The sequence below is a fragment of the Pseudarthrobacter sp. SL88 genome, assembly GCF_026672455.1.
GTDB lineage: Bacteria > Actinomycetota > Actinomycetes > Actinomycetales > Micrococcaceae > Arthrobacter.
In genome coordinates, this window is sequence record NZ_JAPPRD010000001.1 from 368,628 (window position 1) to 390,628 (window position 22,001).

General features: G+C 65.7%; 19 protein-coding genes and 2 pseudogenes. 15 read left to right on the forward strand and 6 right to left on the reverse strand.

The features are described from left to right. Window positions 1-16: 16 nt before the first annotated feature. Entirely contained in the window at window positions 17-649 is a 633-nt protein-coding gene (locus OVA06_RS01610; RefSeq protein WP_056080708.1) for an MBL fold metallo-hydrolase, read from the forward strand. A 79-nt stretch (window positions 650-728) separates the two neighbouring features. On the opposite strand, the gene OVA06_RS01615 is transcribed toward OVA06_RS01610, so the two are convergent. Next, window positions 729-1,709: an aldo/keto reductase gene (locus tag OVA06_RS01615; RefSeq protein WP_056080706.1), complete on the reverse strand. Its 981-nt coding sequence runs from the start codon at window positions 1,707-1,709 to the stop codon at window positions 729-731. 217 nt (window positions 1,710-1,926) lie between these two features. Between OVA06_RS01615 and OVA06_RS01620 the strand changes: the two genes are divergently transcribed. Then, window positions 1,927-2,832: a helix-turn-helix transcriptional regulator gene (locus tag OVA06_RS01620; protein WP_056080703.1), complete on the forward strand. Its 906-nt coding sequence runs from the start codon at window positions 1,927-1,929 to the stop codon at window positions 2,830-2,832. A gap of 94 nt (window positions 2,833-2,926) precedes the next feature. Here the strand turns inward: OVA06_RS01620 and katG are convergent, their stop codons facing one another. Then, on the reverse strand, window positions 2,927-5,221 hold the full coding sequence (gene katG / locus OVA06_RS01625; protein WP_261620837.1) for a catalase/peroxidase HPI: 2,295 nt from the start codon (window positions 5,219-5,221) through the stop codon (window positions 2,927-2,929). Between the two features lie 346 nt (window positions 5,222-5,567). Between katG and OVA06_RS01630 the strand changes: the two are divergent. Beyond that, window positions 5,568-6,708 (forward strand): annotated as a pseudogene (locus OVA06_RS01630) (SDR family oxidoreductase). On the opposite strand, the gene OVA06_RS01635 reads toward OVA06_RS01630, so the two are convergent. The 3 genes from OVA06_RS01635 to OVA06_RS01645 all read right to left on the reverse strand — a co-directional run bounded on the left by OVA06_RS01635 (window position 6,665) and on the right by OVA06_RS01645 (window position 8,091). After that, on the reverse strand, window positions 6,665-6,985 hold the full coding sequence (locus OVA06_RS01635) for a DMT family transporter (protein WP_268155834.1): 321 nt from the start codon (window positions 6,983-6,985) through the stop codon (window positions 6,665-6,667). The pseudogene OVA06_RS01630 and the gene OVA06_RS01635 sit on opposite strands and share 44 nt — an antisense overlap. Beyond that, entirely contained in the window at window positions 6,982-7,338 is a 357-nt protein-coding gene (locus tag OVA06_RS01640; RefSeq protein WP_268155836.1) for a DMT family transporter, read from the reverse strand. The genes OVA06_RS01635 and OVA06_RS01640 overlap by 4 nt, the downstream gene beginning before the upstream one ends. A 114-nt stretch (window positions 7,339-7,452) precedes the next feature. After that, window positions 7,453-8,091 (reverse strand): isochorismatase family protein, encoded by a 639-nt coding sequence (locus OVA06_RS01645; RefSeq protein WP_268155838.1) that lies wholly within the window; start codon window positions 8,089-8,091, stop codon window positions 7,453-7,455. A 136-nt stretch (window positions 8,092-8,227) separates the two neighbouring features. Here OVA06_RS01645 and OVA06_RS01650 point away from each other — a divergent pair, with 136 nt between their 5' ends. After that, a complete protein-coding gene (locus OVA06_RS01650; protein ID WP_268155840.1) occupies window positions 8,228-9,178 on the forward strand; it encodes a GlxA family transcriptional regulator in 951 nt (316 codons plus the stop codon). A 74-nt stretch (window positions 9,179-9,252) separates the two neighbouring features. On the opposite strand, the gene OVA06_RS01655 is transcribed toward OVA06_RS01650, so the two are convergent. Further along, complete coding sequence (locus OVA06_RS01655) at window positions 9,253-10,176, reverse strand: AraC family transcriptional regulator (RefSeq protein WP_268155841.1); 924 nt, start codon at window positions 10,174-10,176, stop codon at window positions 9,253-9,255. 282 nt (window positions 10,177-10,458) lie between these two features. Between OVA06_RS01655 and OVA06_RS01660 the strand changes: the two genes are divergently transcribed. From OVA06_RS01660 to OVA06_RS01700, 11 genes and pseudogenes are all read left to right on the forward strand, one after another. Next, entirely contained in the window at window positions 10,459-11,811 is a 1,353-nt protein-coding gene (locus OVA06_RS01660) for an ABC transporter substrate-binding protein (protein ID WP_268155843.1), read from the forward strand. A gap of 20 nt (window positions 11,812-11,831) precedes the next feature. Further along, a complete protein-coding gene (locus OVA06_RS01665; RefSeq protein WP_261620848.1) occupies window positions 11,832-12,800 on the forward strand; it encodes a carbohydrate ABC transporter permease in 969 nt (322 codons plus the stop codon). Next, window positions 12,797-13,735 carry a carbohydrate ABC transporter permease gene (locus OVA06_RS01670; protein ID WP_056080655.1) on the forward strand — a complete coding sequence of 313 codons (939 nt, stop codon included), beginning with the start codon at window positions 12,797-12,799 and terminating at the stop codon, window positions 13,733-13,735. Before OVA06_RS01665 ends, OVA06_RS01670 begins: the two co-directional genes overlap by 4 nt. 28 nt (window positions 13,736-13,763) lie before the next feature. Continuing rightward, window positions 13,764-14,831, forward strand: a complete 1,068-nt coding sequence (locus OVA06_RS01675; protein ID WP_268155845.1) for an NAD(P)-dependent alcohol dehydrogenase — start codon at window positions 13,764-13,766, stop codon at window positions 14,829-14,831. Then, a pseudogene (locus OVA06_RS19650) lies at window positions 14,828-14,974 on the forward strand (PfkB family carbohydrate kinase); the annotation flags it as partial. The gene OVA06_RS01675 and the pseudogene OVA06_RS19650, both read left to right, overlap by 4 nt. 61 nt (window positions 14,975-15,035) lie before the next feature. Further along, the gene (locus tag OVA06_RS19655) at window positions 15,036-15,413 is read left to right on the forward strand and encodes a hypothetical protein (protein ID WP_326493595.1); all 378 of its coding nucleotides are present in this window, start codon (window positions 15,036-15,038) and stop codon (window positions 15,411-15,413) included. Continuing rightward, window positions 15,373-15,768: a carbohydrate kinase family protein gene (locus tag OVA06_RS19660; RefSeq protein ID WP_326493564.1), complete on the forward strand. Its 396-nt coding sequence runs from the start codon at window positions 15,373-15,375 to the stop codon at window positions 15,766-15,768. The genes OVA06_RS19655 and OVA06_RS19660 overlap by 41 nt, the downstream gene beginning before the upstream one ends. Window positions 15,769-15,861: 93 nt before the next feature. Further along, window positions 15,862-17,607 (forward strand): ABC transporter ATP-binding protein, encoded by a 1,746-nt coding sequence (locus OVA06_RS01685; RefSeq protein ID WP_268155847.1) that lies wholly within the window; start codon window positions 15,862-15,864, stop codon window positions 17,605-17,607. A gap of 209 nt (window positions 17,608-17,816) precedes the next feature. Continuing rightward, the gene (locus OVA06_RS01690; protein WP_268155849.1) at window positions 17,817-19,418 is read left to right on the forward strand and encodes a PucR family transcriptional regulator; all 1,602 of its coding nucleotides are present in this window, start codon (window positions 17,817-17,819) and stop codon (window positions 19,416-19,418) included. Further along, a complete protein-coding gene (locus OVA06_RS01695) occupies window positions 19,415-20,347 on the forward strand; it encodes a glutaminase (RefSeq protein WP_268155851.1) in 933 nt (310 codons plus the stop codon). Before OVA06_RS01690 ends, OVA06_RS01695 begins: the two co-directional genes overlap by 4 nt. Window positions 20,348-20,419: 72 nt before the next feature. Then, window positions 20,420-21,961, forward strand: coding sequence for an amino acid permease (locus OVA06_RS01700; RefSeq protein WP_268155853.1), 1,542 nt, complete (start codon window positions 20,420-20,422; stop codon window positions 21,959-21,961). The last annotated feature ends 40 nt before the right edge of the window (window positions 21,962-22,001 follow it).

A 22,001-nucleotide genomic window follows, 5' to 3' on the forward strand; every position in this document is an offset into this window, starting at 1 on the left:
GAACTGAGGTCCAGGCATGAATTCTTCCGCTGCAATCAGTGTTACCGCCATTCGGGTTGCCGAGCTGCTGGCCGAGGGCGAGCTGATGCCGGTGTATGTGCACGTCATCGACCACCCCGAAGCCCGCGTACTGGTGGATACCGGACTGACCCGGCTTCATCCGGCGGTGGCGGACATGGATCCCCGCCTGTATCCCCTGACCGACCAGGACTTTGACCTGGGCAGCGTGGACATGGTGGTCAACACCCACCTGCATTTTGACCATTGCGGCGGCAACCATCTCTTTGCGGGGAAACCCATCTATGTGCAGCGCCGGGAACTCGACGACGCCCGCACCCAGGAGGACTACACCATCCCGGAGTGGGTGGATCCGCCGGGGGTCACCTACGTCCCCGTCGACGGCGAGCATGAGCTGCTTCCAGGGATTCGGCTCCTCCCTGCCCCTGGCCATACCCCCGGCTCACAGATCGTGGTCATCGACCCCGGCGGAGTCCCCACAGTCATCGCCGGGGACACGGCAGTGTGGTTTGGCGAACTCGACAACCCAGGCACGGAGGGCCAGCAGCTGGTGCGCTCCCTGAACCCGGGCGCGGTGTGGCTGACGCACACGCACACGCCCTGGAGGCCCGGGTCGCCGGAGAAGGCGTGAGGCCCCGGATTGCACCAGCATTATTAGTCCTCATATCCCCTCAACCGGGGGCGGGCCTGGGACGACACAAGGGCAGGGATCAGCGGTCGATTGAGGCCATGTTGGCCTCGTCGTGGCGTTCACCTGCCGCCGGCCGCAGGCTGTTGAGCCGCTCCAGTTGGTCGCCAGTGAGTTCGATGCCGCCCGCAGCGGTATTCTCCTCAACGCGGGGGACTCGGCGGGTGCCGGGGATCGGGGCGATGTCGTTCCCACGGGTTAACAACCAGGCGAGGGCTGTCTGTGCGGGAGTCGCGCCGATCTCGGCGCCGATCGCCTTTACCTCATCGACAATCGCGAGGTTCCGGCGGAAATTCTCGCCAGTGAACCGCGGGTTGGTCTTGCGCCAGTCGTCGTCGGCGAAGTCATCCACGGTGCGGATTTGACCGGTAAGCAGACCGTGTCCGAGCGGTGAGTACGGGACGAAGCCGATGCCGAGTTCACGCAGCAGCGGCAGGATCTCCTCCTCAACGTCGCGGGTCCAGAGAGAGTACTCGGTCTGCAGCGCGGTGACTGGCTGCACTGCATGTGCGCGACGGATTGTCTCCGGAGAGGCCTCGGAGAGTCCGAAATGCAGTACTTTGCCCTCAGCTATCAGGTCCGCGACGGCGCCGGCGGTTTCCTCGATCGGGGTGTTGGGGTCCACCCGGTGCTGGTAGTACAGGTCAATGTGGTCAGTGCCCAGGCGCTGAAGCGAACCTTCGACGGCGGCCTTCACGTTCGCCGCGCTGCTGTCGACCACGCCGGGGCCGCCTCCTGAGTGGGAGACCAGCCCGAACTTTGTTGCGATCTTGACTTGGTCGCGGCGTCCCTTGATGGCCTGGCCGACGATCTCTTCGCTCAGGAACGGCCCATAGATCTCGGCCGTGTCGATGTGGGTGACCCCGAGATCGAGTGCGCAGCGGATGGTGCGGATCGACTCGTCGTGATCCAGGGCGCCTTCGCTGGTGTAGGTGCCGGCCATGGTCATGGCGCCGAGTCCGATGGCGGAGACTTCCAGGTCTCCAAGGCGTGCATTTTTCACGGTGCATTTCCTTTCAGGGAGTTCAGACCTGGGGATTGGGGAGGGCCCAAAGCTCAACCCTTAGGGTTGGCGATGTTGCTTCCCAGGCCTTAGCCGCCCGATCCGGGGCAGCTGATGATTCAAGTCAACCGCTCAACGCCTGGGCCAACGAGACCCTACTTATAGGTTCCCTGACAGGGACCCGCTGGCGAGCCCGAGGTGGAGTACCTTCGACACCATGGACAACCGCGACGATCTCAGTCAGTTCCTGGTCTCGAGGCGGGCCAGACTGAGCTTGGAGCAAGTGGGCCTGCCCGACTTTGGCGGGCGGCGCCGCGTCCCCGGTTTGCGGCGGGAAGAAGTGGCGCTCCTGGCCGGTATGAGCTCGGAGTACTACAAACGACTCGAACGCGGCAATGCGAAGGGAGCGTCTGAGGCCGTCATCGATGGCGTCAGCCGGGCGCTCCAGTTGGATGAGGCGGAGCACTCGCATCTCTTGGAGCTCATCCGCGCAGCCAATACCGGCGTCCACCCGGCGCGTAGGCGGCTGACAGGTAAAGCCCAGATAAGCGGGACCGTGCAACAGACCCTCGACGCGATGTCTACCGTCCCGGTGTACGTGCAAAACGGGCGGCTGGATGCAGTGGCCACCAACCGTCTTGGCCGGGCCCTCTTCTCGGAGATGTTCGAGGACTCACGGCAGCCCGTTAACGCCGCACGCTTCGCCTTCCTGGACGCAAGGGCACAGACGTTCTACCGGGACTGGGAGTCCAACACCCGCCAGATTGTTGCCCTCCTTCGGGTCGAGGCGGGTCGTTCCCCCTTCGATCGCAAGCTCAGCGACCTCGTTGGCGAACTCTCAACCCGCAGCGACCTTTTCCGGAAACTCTGGGGAGCACACGATGTCCGCCAACACCGCAGCGGCATCAAAAGCGTTCACCACCCCATTGTTGGCGACCTTGACCTGGACTACCTTGGGCTGGACCTGGCCTACGGGCAGGCGCTCCAGATGCTCGTGTTCTCCGCGGAGCCAGGCTCTGCATCCCACGACGGACTGCAGCTGCTGGCTAATTGGGCAGCTACGAACACTGCTGAGATACAAGCCAACAATGAGTCCGCGACCAAGCAGACCCCCGGAAATTGATGGTGTGATCCTCAGGAAAATGGCGGCGAAACCGGTATGGTTTCGCCGCCATTCTTGACGCCGGTTCAGCGGCTCGGGGCCGCGGCGGCAGGGATCAGTTCAGGTCGAACCGGTCCAGTTCCATGACCTTGGCCCAGGCGGCCACGAAGTCGTGGACGAACTTCTCCTTGGCGTCGCCGCTGGCGTAGACCTCGGCCAGGGCTCGGAGCTGCGAGTTGGAGCCGAACACCAGGTCCACGGCGGTGGCCGTCCACTTCACCTCGCCAGTGGAGACGTCCGTGATCTCGTAGACGTTCTCCTCATCCTCCGAGGCCTTCCACTTGGTGCCGGGGGAGAGCAGGTTGACGAAGAAGTCGTTTGTCAGGGCCTGCGGCTTGTCGGTGAGGACGCCGTGGCCGGAGCCGCCCACGTTGGTGCCCAGCGCGCGCATGCCGCCCACCAGTGCCGTCATCTCCGGTGCGGAGAGGTCCAGCAGGTAGGCCTTGTCCAGCAGCAGGGTTTCGGGCTGGAGTTTCACTCCGGGCCGGATGTAGTTCCGGAACCCGTCCGCCCGTGGCTGCAGGTAGCCGAAGGACTCGACGTCGGTCTGTTCCTGTGCCGCGTCCGTGCGGCCCGGACGGAACGGCACCGTGACGGGGACCCCGGCGTCGGACGCTGCCTTTTCCACCGCGGCGGCGCCGCCGAGGACGATCAGGTCCGCGAGCGAGACCTTCTTGCCGTTGGCCTGGCCGGAGTTGAAGTCCTCCTGCACGCGCTCAAGGGTCTGCAGTGCGGTGGAGAGCTGCTCGGGCTCGTTGGCTTCCCAGCTGCGCTGCGGTTCCAGCCGGATCCGGGCCCCGTTGGCGCCGCCGCGCCGGTCCGTCTTGCGGTACGTGGCGGCCGATGCCCACGCCGTGGAGGCCAGCTGCGGGACAGTCAGGCCGGAGTCCAGGAGTTTGGCCTTCAGGGCGGCGATGTCCTCCTCGCCGATCAGTTCATGGCCGACGGCGGGAACAGGATCCTGCCACAGCTGCGCCTCCGGAACCCACGGCCCGAGCAGGTGCGGGCCCACCGGGCCCATGTCGCGGTGCAGCAGCTTGTACCAGGCCTTGGCGAAGGCCAGCGCGAACTGGTCCGGGTTCTCCAGGAAGCGCCGGGAGATCTTTTCGTACTCCGGGTCCACCCGCAGCGACAGGTCCGTGGTGAGCATGGTGGGCCGGTGCTTCTTCTCCGGGTCATGGGCGTCCGGAATGATCCTCTCGGCATCCTTGGCTACCCACTGCTTGGCGCCGGCGGGGCTTTCCACCAGCTCCCACTCGTGCCCGAACAGGATCTCGAAGAACCGGTTGCTCCACTGCGTGGGCACGTCAGTCCAGGTCACTTCCAGGCCGGACGTGATGGTGTCCGCACCCTTGCCGGACCCGTACGTGCTCAGCCAGCCCAGGCCCTGGGACTCAAGGTCCGCGCCCTCCGGCTCCGGGCCCACGTGGTCATCGGCGCTGCCGGCGCCGTGGGTCTTGCCGAAGGTATGGCCGCCGGCAATCAGCGCCACGGTCTCCTCGTCATTCATGGCCATGCGCTTGAACGTTTCGCGGATGAACGCCGCCGCTGCCAGCGGGTCCGGGTTGCCCATGGGGCCTTCGGGGTTGACGTAGATCAGGCCCATCTCGGTGGCGCCCACCTCATCAGCCATCTGGCCTTCGGCGACGTACCGCTCGTCGCCCAGCCAGGCATCCTCGGGGCCCCAGAAGATCTCCTCCGGCTCCCAGACGTCCTCGCGGCCGAACGCGAAGCCGAAGGTTTTGAAGCCCATCGATTCGAGGGCCACATTGCCGGCGAGGACCAGCAGGTCCGCCCAGGAAAGCTTCTGGCCGTACTTCTGCTTCACCGGCCACAGGAGGCGGCGGGCCTTGTCCAGGTTGGCGTTGTCCGGCCAGCTGTTCAGCGGCGCGAACCGCTGGCCGCCGTCGCCCGCTCCGCCGCGGCCGTCGTGGACTCGGTAGGTGCCCGCCGCGTGCCAGCTCATCCGGATCATCAGGCCGCCGTAGTGGCCGAAGTCCGCCGGCCACCAGTCCTGGGAAGTGGTGAGGACCTCGGTGATGTCCTGCTTGAGCGCCTCGACGTCGAGTTTCTGGAATTCGTCCCGGTAGCTGAAGTCCGGGCCCAGCGGGTTGCCGGCAGGGTGGTTGGTGTGGAGGACGGAGAGGTCCAGCTGGTTGGGCCACCAATCGGCGATGGTCCGCGGCCGGTGCCCCTTGGGCTGGGGTGCGTCGATGGCCGGGTTTTCGCTCTCGCTGCCCTGTGCGGTAACGCTGTCATGCATTACAGGGCAGCCACCCTCGGCCTTCTGGCCAGAGCCCTGGGCGCTCGCGGGCGTGGGAACCGGAGGATGCTCTTGGGGTTCGGTCATGTGCTTCTTCCTTCCGTTGGGCCGAGGCCGCGGTTGGACTCGGGCAGCCGGTGCAACCCTCCCATTGGAACATAGACAGTTGGGCGGGGGAGACCCCTAAGTTCGGGTGAATCCGCCCCGTGCTTGTGATCTGCGGCATTGCCGGGCGCATGCCCGCCACAGCGTTTCGCCGTCCGCGTAACGGTCCCGCCAGGGAACTTCATGGAATATCTGCCTGATGGCGGGGCTTGTCGCTAAGGGGCTTCAGTGGCCCTTTGTCCCGGCGCGACGCAGCGCGCGGGCCTCCGCCACAGCGTGAGGCCGTGCTGACGCGCGGATACACCCAGCACCCACCAGAAGGAGCACCATGACCATCGGATCAGGAACAGCATCGGTCAACGGACGGACGGCCCTGGTGGTGGGGGCCACCGGAATCGCGGGCTCCGCCCTGGTGGATACCCTGGTGGGCGAAGGCTGGGCAGTCCTTGCCCTGTCCCGCCGGCCCGGGGCCGAGCGCCCCGGCGTCCGGTGGCTTTCCGCGGACCTGACCTCTGCCTCCTCCCTGGCCGCTGTGCTGGGTCCGGAGAATCCCTCACATGTCTTCTTCACCGCATGGTCGCGGCGCGCCACGGAGGAAGAGAACATCGCCGTGAATGCGGGCATGGTGCGTGACCTCCTCGCGGCGCTGCGGGGAAAGGACGTAGCCCACGTTGCCCTGATGACCGGGCTCAAGCACTACCTGGGACCCTTTGAGGCGTACGCCGCCGGGGAAATGCCGGACACGCCCTTCCATGAGGAGGAGCCACGGCTTCCGGTGAACAACTTCTACTACGCCCAGGAGGACGAACTTTGGGCGGCAGCGGCGGAGCAGGGGTTCACCTGGTCCGTGCACCGTGCGCACACCGTGATCGGGCACGCGGTGGGCAACGCCATGAACATGGGCCTCACCCTTGCCGCGCAGGCCTCCCTGTGCCGGGACAGCGGGCAGCCGTTCGTCTTCCCCGGATCCGAAACCCAATGGAACGGCCTGACCGACATGACGGATGCCGGCCTGCTGGCCGAGCACATGCTCTGGGCCTCCACCACTCCGGCAGCCGCGAATGAGGCCTTCAACATCGTCAACGGCGATGTGTTCCGTTGGCGCTGGATGTGGCCGAAGCTCGCAGCCTACTTCGGCGTGGAGTTGGGAGGGATACCAGGGGGAGCCCCGTCCGCTTGAGCAGTCCATGGCGGGGCGGGAGGAACAGTGGCGGGATCTGGCCGGGCGCCATGGCCTCAGCGAACCGGACCTGGGCCGCGTGGCATCCTGGTGGCACACGGACGGTGACCTGGGGCGAAACATCGAGGTGGTGACGGACATGGGCAAGAGCAGGGACGCGGGCTTCACCGGGTATCGGCGGACGCTGGACGCCTTCACCGCACTTTTCGACCGGTACCGCGCCGAGAACCTGATGCCCCCACCGCTCAGTGGACCGCCCCAAGCTCGATCAGCAGGACACCGCCGATGATCAGTCCGAGCCCCAGCATCATCACGGGGGTGATTGCCTCCTTGAAAAAGATGCGGCTGGCCAGCGCGGTCAGCGCGACCCCGGCCGCGGCCCAGATGCCGTAGGCGACGCCAAGGTTCATGCCCTGTTGCAGGGTCAGCGTCAGGAGGGTGAAGGCCAGGAAATATCCGACGGCGACAGGGATGTACCAGCGTCGCTTTCCGGTGGACGCGATCCGCAGGAGCAGGGTAGCGCTCACCTCGGTGAGGATGGCCGCCGTCAGCAACAGCCACATCATGAGCGGGCCATTTCTTTGGCGGATTCTGCTGCAGGCTCCTTGTGTGACCCGAGTTCAACGCACAGCACTCCGCCGATCACCATGGCGACGCCGATCATCATCACCGGTGTCAGCGCCTCGCCGAAGAGAACGGCCGCCAGCAGCACGGTGAGTGTTACTCCCAGCGCGGCCCAGATGCCGTAGGCGACCCCGAGGCCGAGGCCCTTGCGGAGGACTCCGGCGAGGAAAGCGAAGGACGCGGAATAGCCGAGAACCACCACGACGAAGAAGGCAGGATTATCAAGGGCCGCTTTCAGGGAGAGCGACGCCGTCACCTCGCTCAGGATGGCGCCGGCGAGAAGAATCCACTTCATCTGTACAGTCCTTGAATTTCGTCGGGGCTTGGTCCCCCTGATGCAACTGCGCGCGGGCCGCTGGTGTTCCCGGGCTTCCCATCGCTGTGCGCCGGTGTGAAGCCCGGGAATTGGCTATGACTGGGGTGCCAGTTCCATGCCGGCGACGGCGGAGCTGCCGAGGTCACTCCCGTTGAGGGCCCGATTCGCAGCCAGAGCATTGCTCCACGTGTCAGTATCCGCAACTGCTGCCCAGTTCGAGTTCAGCAGCGTCAGGAGCGTGGTGTGCACGGTCTTCGCGTCGGCGGATCCGGCGTCGTTGGCGAGGTTGATGGCGCCCGTGGCGTCTGAGAGGACCTCAGTGCTGAAGCCAAGGAACTCTGCCTCCACGGCTGAGGCGAGCACGCAGTTGTTGGTCATGTAGCCCACCAGGGTGACCGTATCGACGTCGTGCTTCCGCAACCAGTCGGCGAGGTCCGTCCCTGCGTAGACGGACCCGTGCTGCTTGACGACGGACTTCCATTCGCCGGTCCTGCGGCCTTCAATCTCGGGGTGCAGCTCGAACTCGGGCGTGCCCGGTGCAAACACCGGTGCGCCAACGCCCGCGGAGTGCTGGATCACGGCAACCGGAATCCCGGCGGCAGTCGCGGCGTCCACGGCCTTCGTGATCATGGGCAGGGACTCCTGGTGCGCCGGGTACTGGATTTCGAGGGGACCGCTGAAGTACTGCTGCTGCACGTCGATGAGGATGAGGGCGCGGCGGGGGGTGCTCATGTTCTGGTTTCTCCCTGGTGGTTGATGTGGCCGCCGGTTGGCGACCCGTCCAGTCTTCCCACCAATGAACCGGATCAACAGTGGCACGAAGGCGAATGTACGATGGATTTGGGCCAAAGTGTTGGAATGGGGCGGGATGAGGATTGCGGTATACGCCTTCGATGGGGCAACGATGTTCCACCTGGCCGTTCCCCAGATGGTTTTTGACGAAGTTGCCCGCCAGGGCCTTGCCGGCTGGAAAACGGTTCTGTTCTCTGACCAGGAAGGCGAGGTAACCACCGCTGAGGGCTACCGGCTGGGTGAAGTGAGGGGGCCGGAGACTGCCGAGGCGGCGGACGTTGTGGTGGTGCCTTCCTGGTTCGACGACGGCCGCGTCCCCGGTGATTCGCTGCGGCAGGTGCTCCAGGATGCGCACGGGCGTGGGGTGCCGATCATGGGCTTGTGCCTGGGCGCGATTCCCGTGGCCGACGCCGGTTTGCTCGCCGGGCGCCGGGCCGTCACGCACTGGCAGGCGTTTGATTCGCTGGCTGTGCGGCACCCGGATATCGCCCTTGACCAGTCCGTGCTGTACATCGATCACGGTGACGTCCTGACCTCGGCCGGCACGGCTTCCGCGCTCGACGCCTGCCTGCACGTGGTGCGTTCGCGGCTGGGGGCGGACGCGGCGAACAAGGTGGCACGCAGCCTGGTCATTGCGCCCCACCGGGACGGCGGACAGGCGCAGTACATCGAGCGGCCGGTGCCGCAGCGTACGGCTGACGACCCGGTCTCGAGCCTCCTCGACTGGGCGCTGGCCCGCCTGGGGGAGCCGCTGACCATCGACCGGCTCGCGGCGCAGGCGCACCTGAGCCGCCGGACCTTCGTCCGCGCCTTCCGGGCCGCGACGGGTACGACGCCGGCCGCCTGGATCCGTGCGCGCCGCCTGGACGCTGCCCGGCGGCTGCTGGAGACCACCGACCTGTCAGTGGAACAGATCGCGGACGACTGCGGGTTCGGCAACGCCGTCACGCTGCGGCAAAACTTCGCGGCTGCATTCTCCACGGCGCCTACGGAATACCGGCGGCGGTTTGATATGCGGTCCGGCTAACGCCGTCCTTCGCCCTTCCGTTTCCCCTTCGGCTCTGTCGATTCGACGCAGTGCATCATCCCGGGACGGTCAGGTCAGCCGCTGACCCGTTGCCGGTACTGCCGCGGAGTTTCCCCGGCATCGTTCAGGAAGTGCCTGTTGAAGTTGGACAGGTTGGAGAAGCCCACTTCGTAGCAGATGTCGGAAATTGGTTTGTCGCTGCGTTCGAGCAGGCGCCGTGCGTGGGCCAGGCGCAGCTTACGGACCAGGTCGCTGAAGTTCTGCCCGGTAGCGCGTTTGAAGTACTTCGAGAAGGAGGCTTCCTGCATACCTACCAGCGCCGCCGCCTCGGACATTTTCACGCTGCCGGCATGGTTGCTGAACACATACTCCAAAACGAGGTCGACGACGGCAGCCGCTTGGCCGTCCAGCTGCGGCCGGAACCATTCCTCAGCCAGGTATCGCCGGTCCGTTTCAGGTGCGCGGACCAAGATACCGAAGAGGGTAAACAAGTGCTGGAGGCGCACCAGTCCGGTGGTGGCGCCCATGTCCTCGATCGCTGCTGCCGCCGCCTCAGCCGACCTGCCCAGGAACTCGATGCCCCGCTGTGACTGCTCCAGCAGCGGCTTCACCTCAACCATCTCGGGCACCAGGGCGGCAGTCTGCTCCACCCATTTCCCGTCGAACTGGATCACCGCGTCCCGGTTCTCCAGAACCTCACCCGGTTCAAGGTCGCTGACCCAGTCGTGCGGAAGTCCTGACCCCACCAGGGCAACGTGTCCGGCCTCGAAGGTGCCGATGTGGTCACCGACAATGAACTTTCCGGTGCCCTTGCGGATGAGGTGGATCTCGTACTCGGGGTGGTAGTTCCAGCGTGCCACGGGGCTGGGATAGCTGTGCTGGTGCCAACGGACGGAGTGGTTGGGGTCAGGCGGGATGACTTCCCGGTTGGCCCGCATCCCCAGCAGGCGTTCGGCGAGCCTGGCGGTGGCTCCGTCAGCAGTATCCGCGGCAGTCATCATGGCGCTCCAGTGGTTGGGCTGTTTTATGAACTCTGGACAGGGACGCAGCGCCCTGGTCCCAGAGTAGCGGCTGCCCGGGACGGCAGGTCAGGAAAATAAGTATCAGAAAGTAGCAACCAGAACGCTAGTTGTGACCTGTCTCCCGCGCCTAATCTGGAAGAACATCAGCGAGGAACACCGGGATCTCCGGTGGATGGCCCTCGCCCACCAGGTCCAGTACCCCGACGTAGCGGTCGTGGTGCGGTGACTGTGCATCCCTGAAGAACAAAGGAGTCCTTAATGCGCCCAAAAATGCGTGCTGCGACCCTGGCCGCCGGCGCTTTGTGTGTCGCGCTGAGTGCCTCGGCCTGTGCAGGTGCCGGCGGTGGCAATTCTGCCGGAGACCCGAACAGCATCAGTGTCCTGATGGTCAACAACCCCCAGATGGAGGATCTGCAGCGGCTCACCGCAGAGAACTTCACCAAGGAAACGGGCATCAGGGTCAACTACACGATCCTGCCGGAGAATGACGTCCGCGCCAAGATCAGCCAGGAGTTCTCCAGCCAGGCCGGCCAGTATGACGTGGCCTCGCTTTCCAACTACGAAATACCCTTCTACTCGGCCAACGGCTGGCTGGCACCGTTGAATGACGTTGCCGAAGACCCTGCGTTTGACCAGGACGACGTCCTGCCCGCCTACACAGCGTCCCTCACCGGCGAGGACGGCAAGCTCTACGGTGAACCGTTCTACGGTGAGTCCTCCTTCCTCATGTACCGCAAGGACATCCTGGACGCCAAGGGCCTGACCATGCCGGCCAAGCCCACCTGGGACGAGGTGGCCGACATCGCAGCAAAGGTGGACGGCGCGGAACCGGGGATGAAGGGCATCTGCCTCCGAGGCCAGCCGGGATGGGGCCAGGTCTTCGCACCGCTGACCACCGTGGTTAACACCTTCGGCGGCACGTGGTTCGACAAAGACTGGAACGCGCAGGTCAACTCCCCGAAGTTCACCGAAGCAGTGGAGTTCTACACCAAGCTGGTCCGCGAGCATGGTGAAGCAGGCGCAGCGCAGGCCGGGTTCACCGAGTGCCTGAACAACATGGGCCAGAGCAAAACCGCCATGTGGTACGACGCAACGTCCGCCGCAGGGGCCTTGGAAGCCCAGAACTCCCCGGTGAAGGGCAAGATCGGCTACGCCCAGGCACCGGTCAAGGAAACCACGTCCTCCGGCTGGCTGTGGACCTGGTCCTGGGCCATGCAGGCCGCATCCAAGAAGCAGGACGCCGCCGAGAAGTTCATTGCCTGGGCCAGCTCCAAGGATTATGAGGAACTGGTCGCCTCCGAGCTCGGCTGGGCCAAGGTCCCGTCCGGCAAGCGCATCTCCACTTACGAGAACCCCGAGTTCCAGAAGGCCGCCCCGTTCTTCGAAGCCGAACGCTTCGCCATCGAGAACGCCGACCCGAAGAACCCCGGCGCGCAGGCACGTCCCGCCGTCGGCATCCAGTTTGTCGGTATCCCCGAATTCGCAGCCCTGGGCACCAACGTCTCCCAGGGCGTCAGTTCCGCCATCGCAGGCCAGGGCAGCGTGGCTGACGCGCTGGCCAAGGGCCAGGAAGCCGCCCAAAAGGTCGGCGACAAGTACAAGCAGCCTTAACCGAACCGCAGGAGAACATCATGACTACCGCAACGGCGCGCATCTCCCGCCCGGGACACAATGCAGCCAACCCCTCACGAGAAGCAAAGTCGCGCGAACGGGCCCTCGCATGGGCACGGCGGGCACCACTGCTCCCGGCCCTCGTCTTCCTCATCCTGGTCACGCAGCTCCCATTCGTGGCAACACTGGTCATCTCGTTCATGAACTGGAACAGCCTCAGCCCGGACAAGACCGCCTTCGCAGGCCTGGAGAACTACGCCACCGTCCTCACCGACCCTGACCTCCGCCAGGCCATCTTCACCACCATCCTCCTCACCGTCTCCGTGGTGCTGATCAGCCTGCTCATCGGCCTGGGGCTGGCCCTGCTGCTGGACAAGAAGTTCCTCGGCCGGGGACTGGCACGCACCCTTCTGATCGCCCCGTTCCTGGTGGTGCCGGTGGCAGCGGCCCTGATCTGGAAGCATGCCCTGCTCAACCCGACGTTCGGGCTGATCAACGGTGTCCTCACCTGGGTGTGGTCGCTGTTCGGCAGCGCTGAGGCGCCCCAGCTGGACCTGCTCTCGCAGGCACCGATGATGGCCGTGATCCTCTCCCTGGTGTGGCAGTGGACCCCGTTCATGATGCTCATCCTGCTGGCCGGCCTGCAGTCACGCCCCATGGACACCGTGGAAGCTGCCCAGATGGACGGCGCCACACCCTGGGGGATCTTCCGCCACCTGACGCTGCCGCACCTGCGCCAGTACCTGGAGCTCGGCGGGCTGCTGGGTGCCATTTACATCGTGCAGAACTTCGATGCCGTCTTCACCCTCACCGCAGGCGGCCTCGGCACCGCCAACCTGCCCTACGCGATCTACCAGACGTTCTACTTCGCCAACGAATACGGCCTGGCCTCCGCCGCCGGCGTCGTGGTGGTCATCGGCACCATCATCGTGGCTACCTTCGCGCTCCGCACCGTCTTTTCACTCTTCAAGAAGGAGGCAGCACGATGAGCACCCTCACCCCCGCTGCACCGCAGAATTCGGGTCCTGCCCGTCCCACATCGCCCACCGCACTGAACACCGGCAGCCGGGCGGCGCGCCGCCGCGGCAAGGCGCGCATGGACCCCACCCGCAACAACACCGCCGCCGGCATCGCGGCCTGGCTGCTCGCCCTGCTCTTCGCAGTCCCCGTCCTGTGGATGGTCCTCACCTCGTTCCACTCCGAAACCGACGCCGCCACCAACCCGCCGTCGGTCGCCGCGAACCTCACCCTGGACGCCTACCGGGAGTTCTTCGGCGAAACCTCCGGCGTCAGCCCCTGGCCGTCACTGATCAACTCCGCCACCGCCTCGATCCTGTCCACGGTCCTCGTGCTGCTCCTGGCCTTCCCGGCCGCCTACGCCCTGTCCATCAGGCCGGTGAAGAAGTGGACCGACGTGATGTTCTTCTTCCTCTCCACCAAAATGATGCCCGTCGTGGCCGCGATCCTGCCGCTCTACCTCTTCGCCAGGACCGTCGGGGCTTTGGACAACATCTGGTTCCTCATCCTGATGTACACGTCCATGAACCTGCCCATCGCCGTCTGGATGATGCGCTCCTTCCTCGCTGAAGTGCCTGAGGAAATGCTGGAGGCAGCCCAGATCGACGGCGCCAACCTGCTGCTCATCCTCCGCAAAATCATCGCCCCCGTGGCCATGCCCGGCATCGCCGCCACCGCCCTGATCTGCTTCATCTTCAGCTGGAACGAACTGCTCCTGGCCAGGGTCCTCACCGGCGTGGTGGCAGGCACCGCCCCGGTCTTCCTGACAGGCTTCGTCTCCGGCCAGGGCCTCTTCCTCGCCAAAGTCTGCGCCGCCGCCGTCGTGATTTCCCTCCCGGTGCTCTTCGCAGGCTTCGCGGCCCAGGACAAACTCGTCCAGGGCCTTTCCCTCGGCGCCGTCAAGTAACCCTCCCGCTTTCGAAAGGATCGCTCCGATGACAATCCCCACCACCCAGTCCCGCCCCTTCGCGCAGCCCGGCCTGCCGGCCACGATGCGCGCCAACATCCTGAAGCGCCAGGGTGACATGGCAATGGAAACCCTGCCCCTCCCGCAGCTCGACGCCGACCAGGTCCTGGTGCAGGTGGCCGCGGTCGGCGTCTGCGGCAGCGACGTCCACTACTACGAACACGGCCGGATCGGCCCCTACGTGGTGGACCACCCGCTCATCCTCGGCCACGAACTCTCCGGCCGGATCGCCGCCGTCGGAAGCGCCGTGGACCCGTCAAGGGTCGGGAAGCGCGTCGCCGTCGAGCCCCAGCGCCCCTGCCGTAAATGCAAGCAATGCAAAGCCGGCCGGTACAACCTCTGCCCCGACATCGAGTTCTACGCCACCCCGCCCATCAACGGTGCGTTCGCCGAATACGTGACCATCCAGTCCGATTTCGCGTACGACATTCCGGACAGCGTCAGCGACGAAGCCGCCGCCCTGATCGAACCGCTCTCCGTGGGCCTTTGGGCCTGCGAACGCGCGGAGATCAAGCCCGGCAGCCGGGTCCTCATCGCCGGCGCCGGCCCCATCGGCATCATCGCCGCCCAGGCCGCCCGCGCCTTCGGCGCCACCGAAATCTACATCTCCGACATCGCCGAAGACCGGCTCGCGTTCGCCCTCAAACACGGCGCCACGCACGCGCTCAACGCCAAAACCGACAGCGTGGAAGGGCTCGACGTCGACGCTTTCATCGACGCCTCCGGCGCACCCCAGGCCGTCCGCGCGGGCATCAAGGCTGTAGCCCCTGCCGGGCGCGTGATCCTCGTGGGACTCGGCGCCGACGACGTCGAACTGCCCGTCTCCTACATCCAGAACCGGGAGATCTGGCTCTCCGGCGTGTTCCGCTACACCAACACGTGGCCGCTGGCCATCCAGCTGATCGCGGACGGAAAAGTGGACCTGGACATCCTGGTCACCGGAAAGTTCGCCCTCGCGGACTCGGAAGAGGCGCTCAAAGCGGGAAAGCAGCCCGGACAGCTCAAAGCCGTGGTCTACCCGGGCCGCTCATTATGATCACCGTCATCGGCGAATCCCTTGTGGACATCATCAGCGATCCGCGGCGGCCGCGCGAAGTCCAGGCACACCCCGGCGGCAGCCCCCTCAACGTGGCGGTGGGGGTTGCGCGGCTGGGCCTCGCGGCGAACCTCGTGACGCACTTCGCAGAGGACCGGTACGGGCTCATGATCGAAGAGCATCTGCTGGCCAACGGGGTTCACGGTGATCAGGGGCGGCAACGCGCCCACATCGACGGCCACGGCAACGCTGGGGACCGACGGCGCCGCCACCTATGTTTTCGACATCGGCTGGGACCTCACTGGAGCAACCCTGCCGGCACTGGCCGCCGTCGAGGCGTCCTCCCACGTGCATACAGGGTCAATTGCTGCTGTGCTGGGACCGGGGGACCAGTCCGTCCTTGGTCTCCTTGCGGCGGCGGGGGAGCGGGCAACCGTCAGCTACGACCCCAACTTCCGGCCCGCCATCAGCCCTGAGGTCAATGCCGTCCGCGAACAGGCGGAGCGGTTCGTGGCGGCCAGCGACATTGTGAAGGCCAGCGATGAGGACCTGGCCCTGGCTCTACCCGCACCGCACCCCTGAGGAAACCCTCGAAGCCTGGCTGGACCTCGGGCCGTCCCTGGCAGCCCTGACCCGAGGAGCTGCGGGTCCCGTTCTCCTCAGCAGGCAGGGACGGGTGGAGCTGCCGGCGGAGCCAGTGACGGTGGCTGACACCGTGGGCGCCGGCGACTCTTTCATGGCCGCCCTCATCGCCGGCCTTGGGCAGCTGGAAGCGCTCGGGGCAGCGGGAAGGCAGCGTTTGCGGGCACTGGGGCCGGAACAGCTTTCTGCCCTGGCTGCCTATGCCAACCGCGCCGCCGCGGTCACCTGCTCCCGGCCGGGAGCGGACCCGCCACATATCGCCGAGCTTGCGCCGCTGGTAGCCGCGGTGACTTAAACACCGTCTCTTTAGCCGCCCAACTCCCAGCCTCCGGACGTAAACTGACGCTCGCACCACGTTTTGTGGACACTCCGTCAGGTTGGAACCGGAATGCTCTGGAAACTGCTTGTTGAATACCTGCGGCCGCACCGCGCGCTGCTGGCCGCCGTCGTAATCTTCCAGCTGGCGCAGTCCATCGCGTCTCTGTACCTGCCGACGCTGAATGCGGACATCATCGATGAGGGCGTGGCCAAGGGGGATACCGGGTACATCCTGTCCACCGGCACCATCATGCTGGTCATCACCCTGGCGCAGATCGCGTGCGCGGTGGTGGCCGTCTACTTCGGCGCCAAGGCGGCGATGGGTTTAGGCCGGGACCTGCGCGGGGCGATCTTCGAGCGGGTGGGCGAGTTCTCCGAGCAGGAGGTCACCCGGTTCGGCGCCCCCAGCCTGATCACCAGGTCCACCAACGATGTCCAGCAGGTCCAGCAGCTGGTACTGATGAGCGCAACGCTGATGGTGGCGGCGCCCATGCTCAGCATCGGCGGCGTGATCATGGCCATCCAGCAGGACGTCCAGTTGTCCTGGCTGATCGCGGTGTGCGTGCCGGTGCTGCTGATCGCCGTGGGCCTGATCGTCACCCGGATGGTGCCGCTGTTCCGGAAGATGCAGAAGCGGATCGACACCGTGAACCGGGTGCTCCGCGAGCAGCTCACGGGCATCCGGGTGGTGCGGGCCTTCGTGCGGGAGGACGTGGAAACGGCCCGGTTCACTAAGGCCAACGCGGACGTCACGGACGTGGCCCTGCACGCCGGCCGGCTGATGGCGCTGATGTTCCCGGTGGTGATGCTGGTGCTGAACGTTTCGTCAGTGGCGGTGATCTGGTTTGGCTCGTTCCGGATCGGGGACGGGTCCATGCAGGTGGGCACCCTGATCGCGTTCCTGAGCTACCTGATGCAGATCCTGATGTCCGTCATGATGGCCACGTTCATGGCGGTGATGATCCCGCGCGCATCGGTGTCCGCGGACCGCATCGGCGAGGTGCTGGGCACCAGGTCCAGCGTGCTGCCGCCACTGGACCCGGTCACCGCCGCGGCCGGGGGCAGGCAGCGGCGGGGCGAGTTGGAGATGCGCGACGTCGGATTCGCCTACCCCGGTGCCGATCAACCCGTCCTTTCCGGCATCAGCTTCACCGCGCGGACAGGGCAGACGACGGCGATCATCGGCAGCACCGGCGCGGGCAAGACCACCCTGGTGAACCTGATGCCGCGCCTGTTCGACGTCACTACCGGGGCCGTGCTGATCGACGGGGTGGACGTCCGCGACCTGCACCCGGACCTGCTCTGGGGACACATCGGCCTGGTGCCGCAGCGGCCCTACCTGTTCACCGGCACGGTCCGCAGCAACCTGCTCTACGGCAACCCCGCGGCCACCGAGGATGAGCTGTGGGAGGCGCTCGAGATCGCGCAGGCCCGCGATTTCGTGGAAGAGATGGAGGATGGGCTGGACGCGCCCATCAGCCAGGGCGGAACCAACGTTTCCGGCGGGCAGCGGCAGCGGCTGGCCATCGCCCGGGCCCTGGTGAAACGGCCCGAGCTCTACATTTTCGATGACTCCTTCTCCTCCCTGGACACCGGCACGGACGCGCGGCTGCGGCGGGCACTGAAGCGGAGCACGGCCGGCGCCACCATGGTGGTGATCGCCCAGCGGGTGTCCAGCATCGTGGAGGCGGACCAGATCCTGGTGCTCGACGACGGCAGGATCGTGGCGCGCGGAACGCACCACGAGCTGCTGGAGACTTCCGAGACGTACCGCGAGATTGTCTCGTCCCAGCTCGCTGCGGAGGAGACGGTCTGACCCATGGCCCGCGTCCGTCACCGGCGGAACCTGGCTGGCTGTGGCCCCATGCAAGGGGCCCGGAGACCGTGCAACCTTGCAGACATGGTCCGCGGACCGAAAAGCTGCCCCTGCCTTTAGGCTCGCGCCCATATTTTGCAGGTCCCCGCCTCGATAGCATGAGGTGTCCGGACAGAGCCGTCCGGCCAGTTCGACGCAGAAGGAAGCCCATGGCAGCGGTGACGGTGGACGACATCCTCTCGGATCTCCCCCTGGGTTTCGCCACCCTCGTCCTCAGGCCTGTCCCGGCCGGCTCCGCCATCGAACGGTTCCTGATTGTGGACGCCGATGATGAAACGTCCGACGGCGGCGCGGCCTTTGTGCTGCTGATCGGCGTCCGCGGCCGCTCGGCCCTGCCCGCGTTGCGGCGGCTGGTGAAGAACCCCCCGCCGGTGATTGCCCTCAAGGGAAAACGGGAAGAGCTCATCGAGGCCGAAGAGCTGCTCCGCGATGCGGGCACCGGCCTGCTCCTGGTGGATCCGGCGGCTGACTGGGACCGCCTGCTGTCCATCGCCAAGGACAGGATCCAGCCCCGCAGCTACCAGAGCGAAGTGCTGACCCTGCTGGAAGAGGATCTGTTTGCGATCGCGCAGACCACGGCCAGGCTCACCTCCAGCCATGTGCTCATCGAAGACGCTGCCAATAAGGTGCTGGCCTACTCCACTGTTTCAAATGACATCGACGAGCTCCGCAAAGCTTCCATCCTGACCCGGCGCGGTCCGCGGAAATATGAACTGCTGCTGCTCAAGGACCTGGGCGCCTACCGGGAACTGCACCGGACCCGGCTGCCCGTGCGGGTGCCGGCCCGGCCACAGGACGGGCTGCGGGAACGCGTGGCCATCACGCTGTTCGCCGGCGACCGGATCATGGGCTACATCTGGCTCCAGGAAACCGGGGCGGGCTTCGGCGCGGACGTTGATTATGTGCTCAACGGATCCGCCGCCAGGGCCTCGGCGGAGCTGATCCGTTACCGCAACCAGCAGTCCGTGCACATGCGCGAAGACCGTGTGGCGCGGATCCTGTCGGGCCCGGCGGAAGCTGCGGCCAGCGCCCACAGCGAGAAGATCCCCGCTGACCGTCCGGCGGCTCTGATCCTGCTGGGCATCTCGGATGCCGAGGCGCAGGCCGACGACGCAGCACTGAAACACGGCGAGCTGGCCAACCTGGCATCCATCCATGCGGCCGCGTATAAAGCCTCCGCCATCGTGGGCCAGTTCCAGGGCGACACCGCCGTGATTGTCCCAGGGCTGCAGTCAACCGCAGCGGAACCGGGGCTGCGCAGCCTGGCTGAATCGATCGTGCGGGATGCGGGCAAACACCTCGGCATCCGTCCGTTCGCCGCCGTGGGTCCGGTGGTCCCGGACCTGCTGTCGCTGCACTCAACCACCCGCATCACAGGCGCCCTGCTGGGCTGCGTTGGCGCATCTCCGGAGGCGTCAGTTGCCACCGTGGACGACTTTGAAGCGGAGATCCTCTTCCGCGAAGCAGTCCGCAATTTCGCGTCCTCAACGTTCCGTCACCGCAGCCTTTCCGCGTTGCTGCGGGAGGGCGGCGAACTCGCCGAAACCCTGCACGCGTATTTCGAGGCCTCCCTTGATGTGGCCGGGTGCGCCGCCAGGATGAAGCTCCACAAGAACACCGTCTACTACCGGATCAGTAAGGCATCCAGGCTGACCGGCCTCGATTTCAGCGACCCCCGGGATGCGTTGGTGGCCCTGCTGCACATCCAGGAATGGGCCGGTACACACAAAGAACTTTTAGGCAGGAAATGACCACAGCACTCATGGCACCCCCGCTGGGCCCGTTACTGGACGACATCGTCCGCAGCCACACACCCCAGCGGGAAAGCGGCTCAGTACCCGCCACTATCCCTCACCTGGCAGCGGTGCCGTTCAACAGGTTCGGGATCGCTGTTGCCACCACGTCCGGTGAACTGTTCAGTTCAGGCGATGCCAGCGTTCCGTTCTCCATCCAAAGCATTTCCAAGGTGTTCACCCTGGCCATGGCGCTCCGGGGGGACGGCGCCGGAACACTGTGGTCCCGCGTGCTGCGGGAGCCGTCCGGTACCTCGTTCAACTCCCTGGTCCAGCTGGAAGTGGAGCACGGCATCCCGCGGAACCCCTTCATCAATGCCGGTGCCCTGGTGGTCACCGACCACCTGATGAATGAAACGCCCGACGCCGCCACCCGGCTGTTGCGGTTCCTCACCGAAGAGGCAGGCAGCGCAGGGCCGTTCATCGATGAGGACGCCGCGGCCAGCGAGCTTTCCAGCAGCAGCCGCAACCTGGCCCTGGCGCATTTCCTCAAGGACTTCGGCAACCTGGCGCGGCCAGCCGAATCAGTGGTGGAAAACTATGTCCGGCAATGCTCCATCATGATGACCTGCATGGAACTAGCCAAAGCGGGACTTTTCTTGGCCCGGGACGGCCAGGGGACCCACGGACCCGTAGTGTCGCGAAGCGAAGCGAAACGCATCGGCTCCATCATGCTGACGTGCGGCATGTATGACGCCGCCGGCGAGTTCGCCTACCGGGTTGGCTTGCCCGGAAAAAGCGGCGTGGGCGGCGGGATCCTGGTGATCGTTCCAGGCGAATGTGCCATCTGCGTCTGGAGCCCCCGCCTGGACGCCAAGGGAAATTCCCTGGCAGGCACTGCCGCCCTGGCCGACCTTTCGGACCGCACCGGCTGGTCCGTTTTCTAAATGCCCGGGCTGCACAGCCCGCCACATTCTTCCCCCACCCTGCTTGATGTTCCCCTACTGAAAGGCTCAACCATGCCCAACAACCCCAATGACGAGGTTGTAGCGGACCGCACTGCCGCACCGGACCACCTCATCGACGGTGGTCACGCCCACGCTACCGAGTCCTCGCTGCATGCCGAGGATAAGGGTTATCACAAGAGCCTGAAGCCGCGGCAGATCCAGATGATCGCTATTGGCGGTGCTATTGGTACCGGTTTGTTCCTTGGTGCCGGCGGGCGGCTGAACGCGGCCGGCCCGTCGCTGGTCATCGCGTACGCGGTGTGTGGTTTCTTCGCGTTCCTGATCCTGCGCGCCCTCGGTGAGCTGGTCCTGCACCGGCCCTCGTCGGGTTCGTTCGTGTCCTATGCCCGTGAGTTCTTCGGTGAGAAGGCCGCGTTTGTTTCCGGCTGGTTCTACTGGATCAACTGGGCCACCACCACCATCGTGGACATCACCGCCGCGGCGCTCTACATGCACTTCTTCGGCAACTACGTGCCCTGGATGGCTGATGTCCCGCAGTGGGCGTGGGCCCTGATTGCCCTGGTGGTGGTCCTGAGCCTGAACCTGGTCTCCGTGAAGGTCTTCGGCGAGATGGAATTCTGGTTCGCCCTCATCAAGGTCGCCGCCCTCGTCGCGTTCCTCCTGGTGGGCACCTACTTCGTGATCTTCGGGACCCCGGTGGACGGCCAGGAAGTGGGCCTGAACCTCCTCTCGGACAACGGCGGCGTGTTCCCCAACGGCCTGCTGCCCATGATCATCCTCATGCAGGGCGTCCTGTTCGCCTACGCCTCGATTGAGCTGGTGGGCACCGCGGCCGGCGAGACCGAGAACCCCGAGAAGATCATGCCCAAGGCCATCAACTCCGTGGTCTTCCGCATCGCGGTGTTCTACGTGGGCTCAGTGATCCTGCTGGCCCTGCTGCTGCCGTACACGTCCTACCAGAAGGGCGTCAGCCCGTTCGTGACGTTCTTCGGCTCCATCGGCGTCCAGGGCGTGGACGTGATCATGAACCTGGTGGTCCTCACCGCGGCGCTGTCCTCGCTGAACGCCGGCCTGTACTCCACCGGCCGGATCCTGCGCTCGATGTCCGTGAACGGCTCCGCCCCGAAATTCGCGTCCCGCATGAACAAAGCCGGCGTCCCCTACGGCGGGATCGCCATCACCGCCGGCGTCTCCCTCCTCGGCGTCCCGCTGAACTACCTGGTCCCGGCCGAAGCGTTCGAGATCGTGCTGAACATCGCCTCCGTAGGCATCATCATGACCTGGGCCACCATCGTCCTGTGCCAGATCCAGCTCAAACGCTGGGCCGACAAGGGATGGGTGGAACGGCCGTCCTTCAGGATGTTCGGCGCCCCGTTCACCGGCTACCTCTCCCTGGTCTTCCTGGTGGGCGTCCTCATCATGGTGTTCATCGACTCACCGCTGACCATGATGGTCACAGCCATCGCCTCAGTCCTGATGGTCTTCGGCTGGTACGCCTGCCGCAAACGCATCCATGAGATCGCCGCAACCCGCGAAGGCCACACCGGTGTTGCGCCAGTCATCGCCAACCCACCTGCGGAGACGTTCAGATAAACCCGGCCGCACGAACGCCAAACCTGACACCGCCAACCAA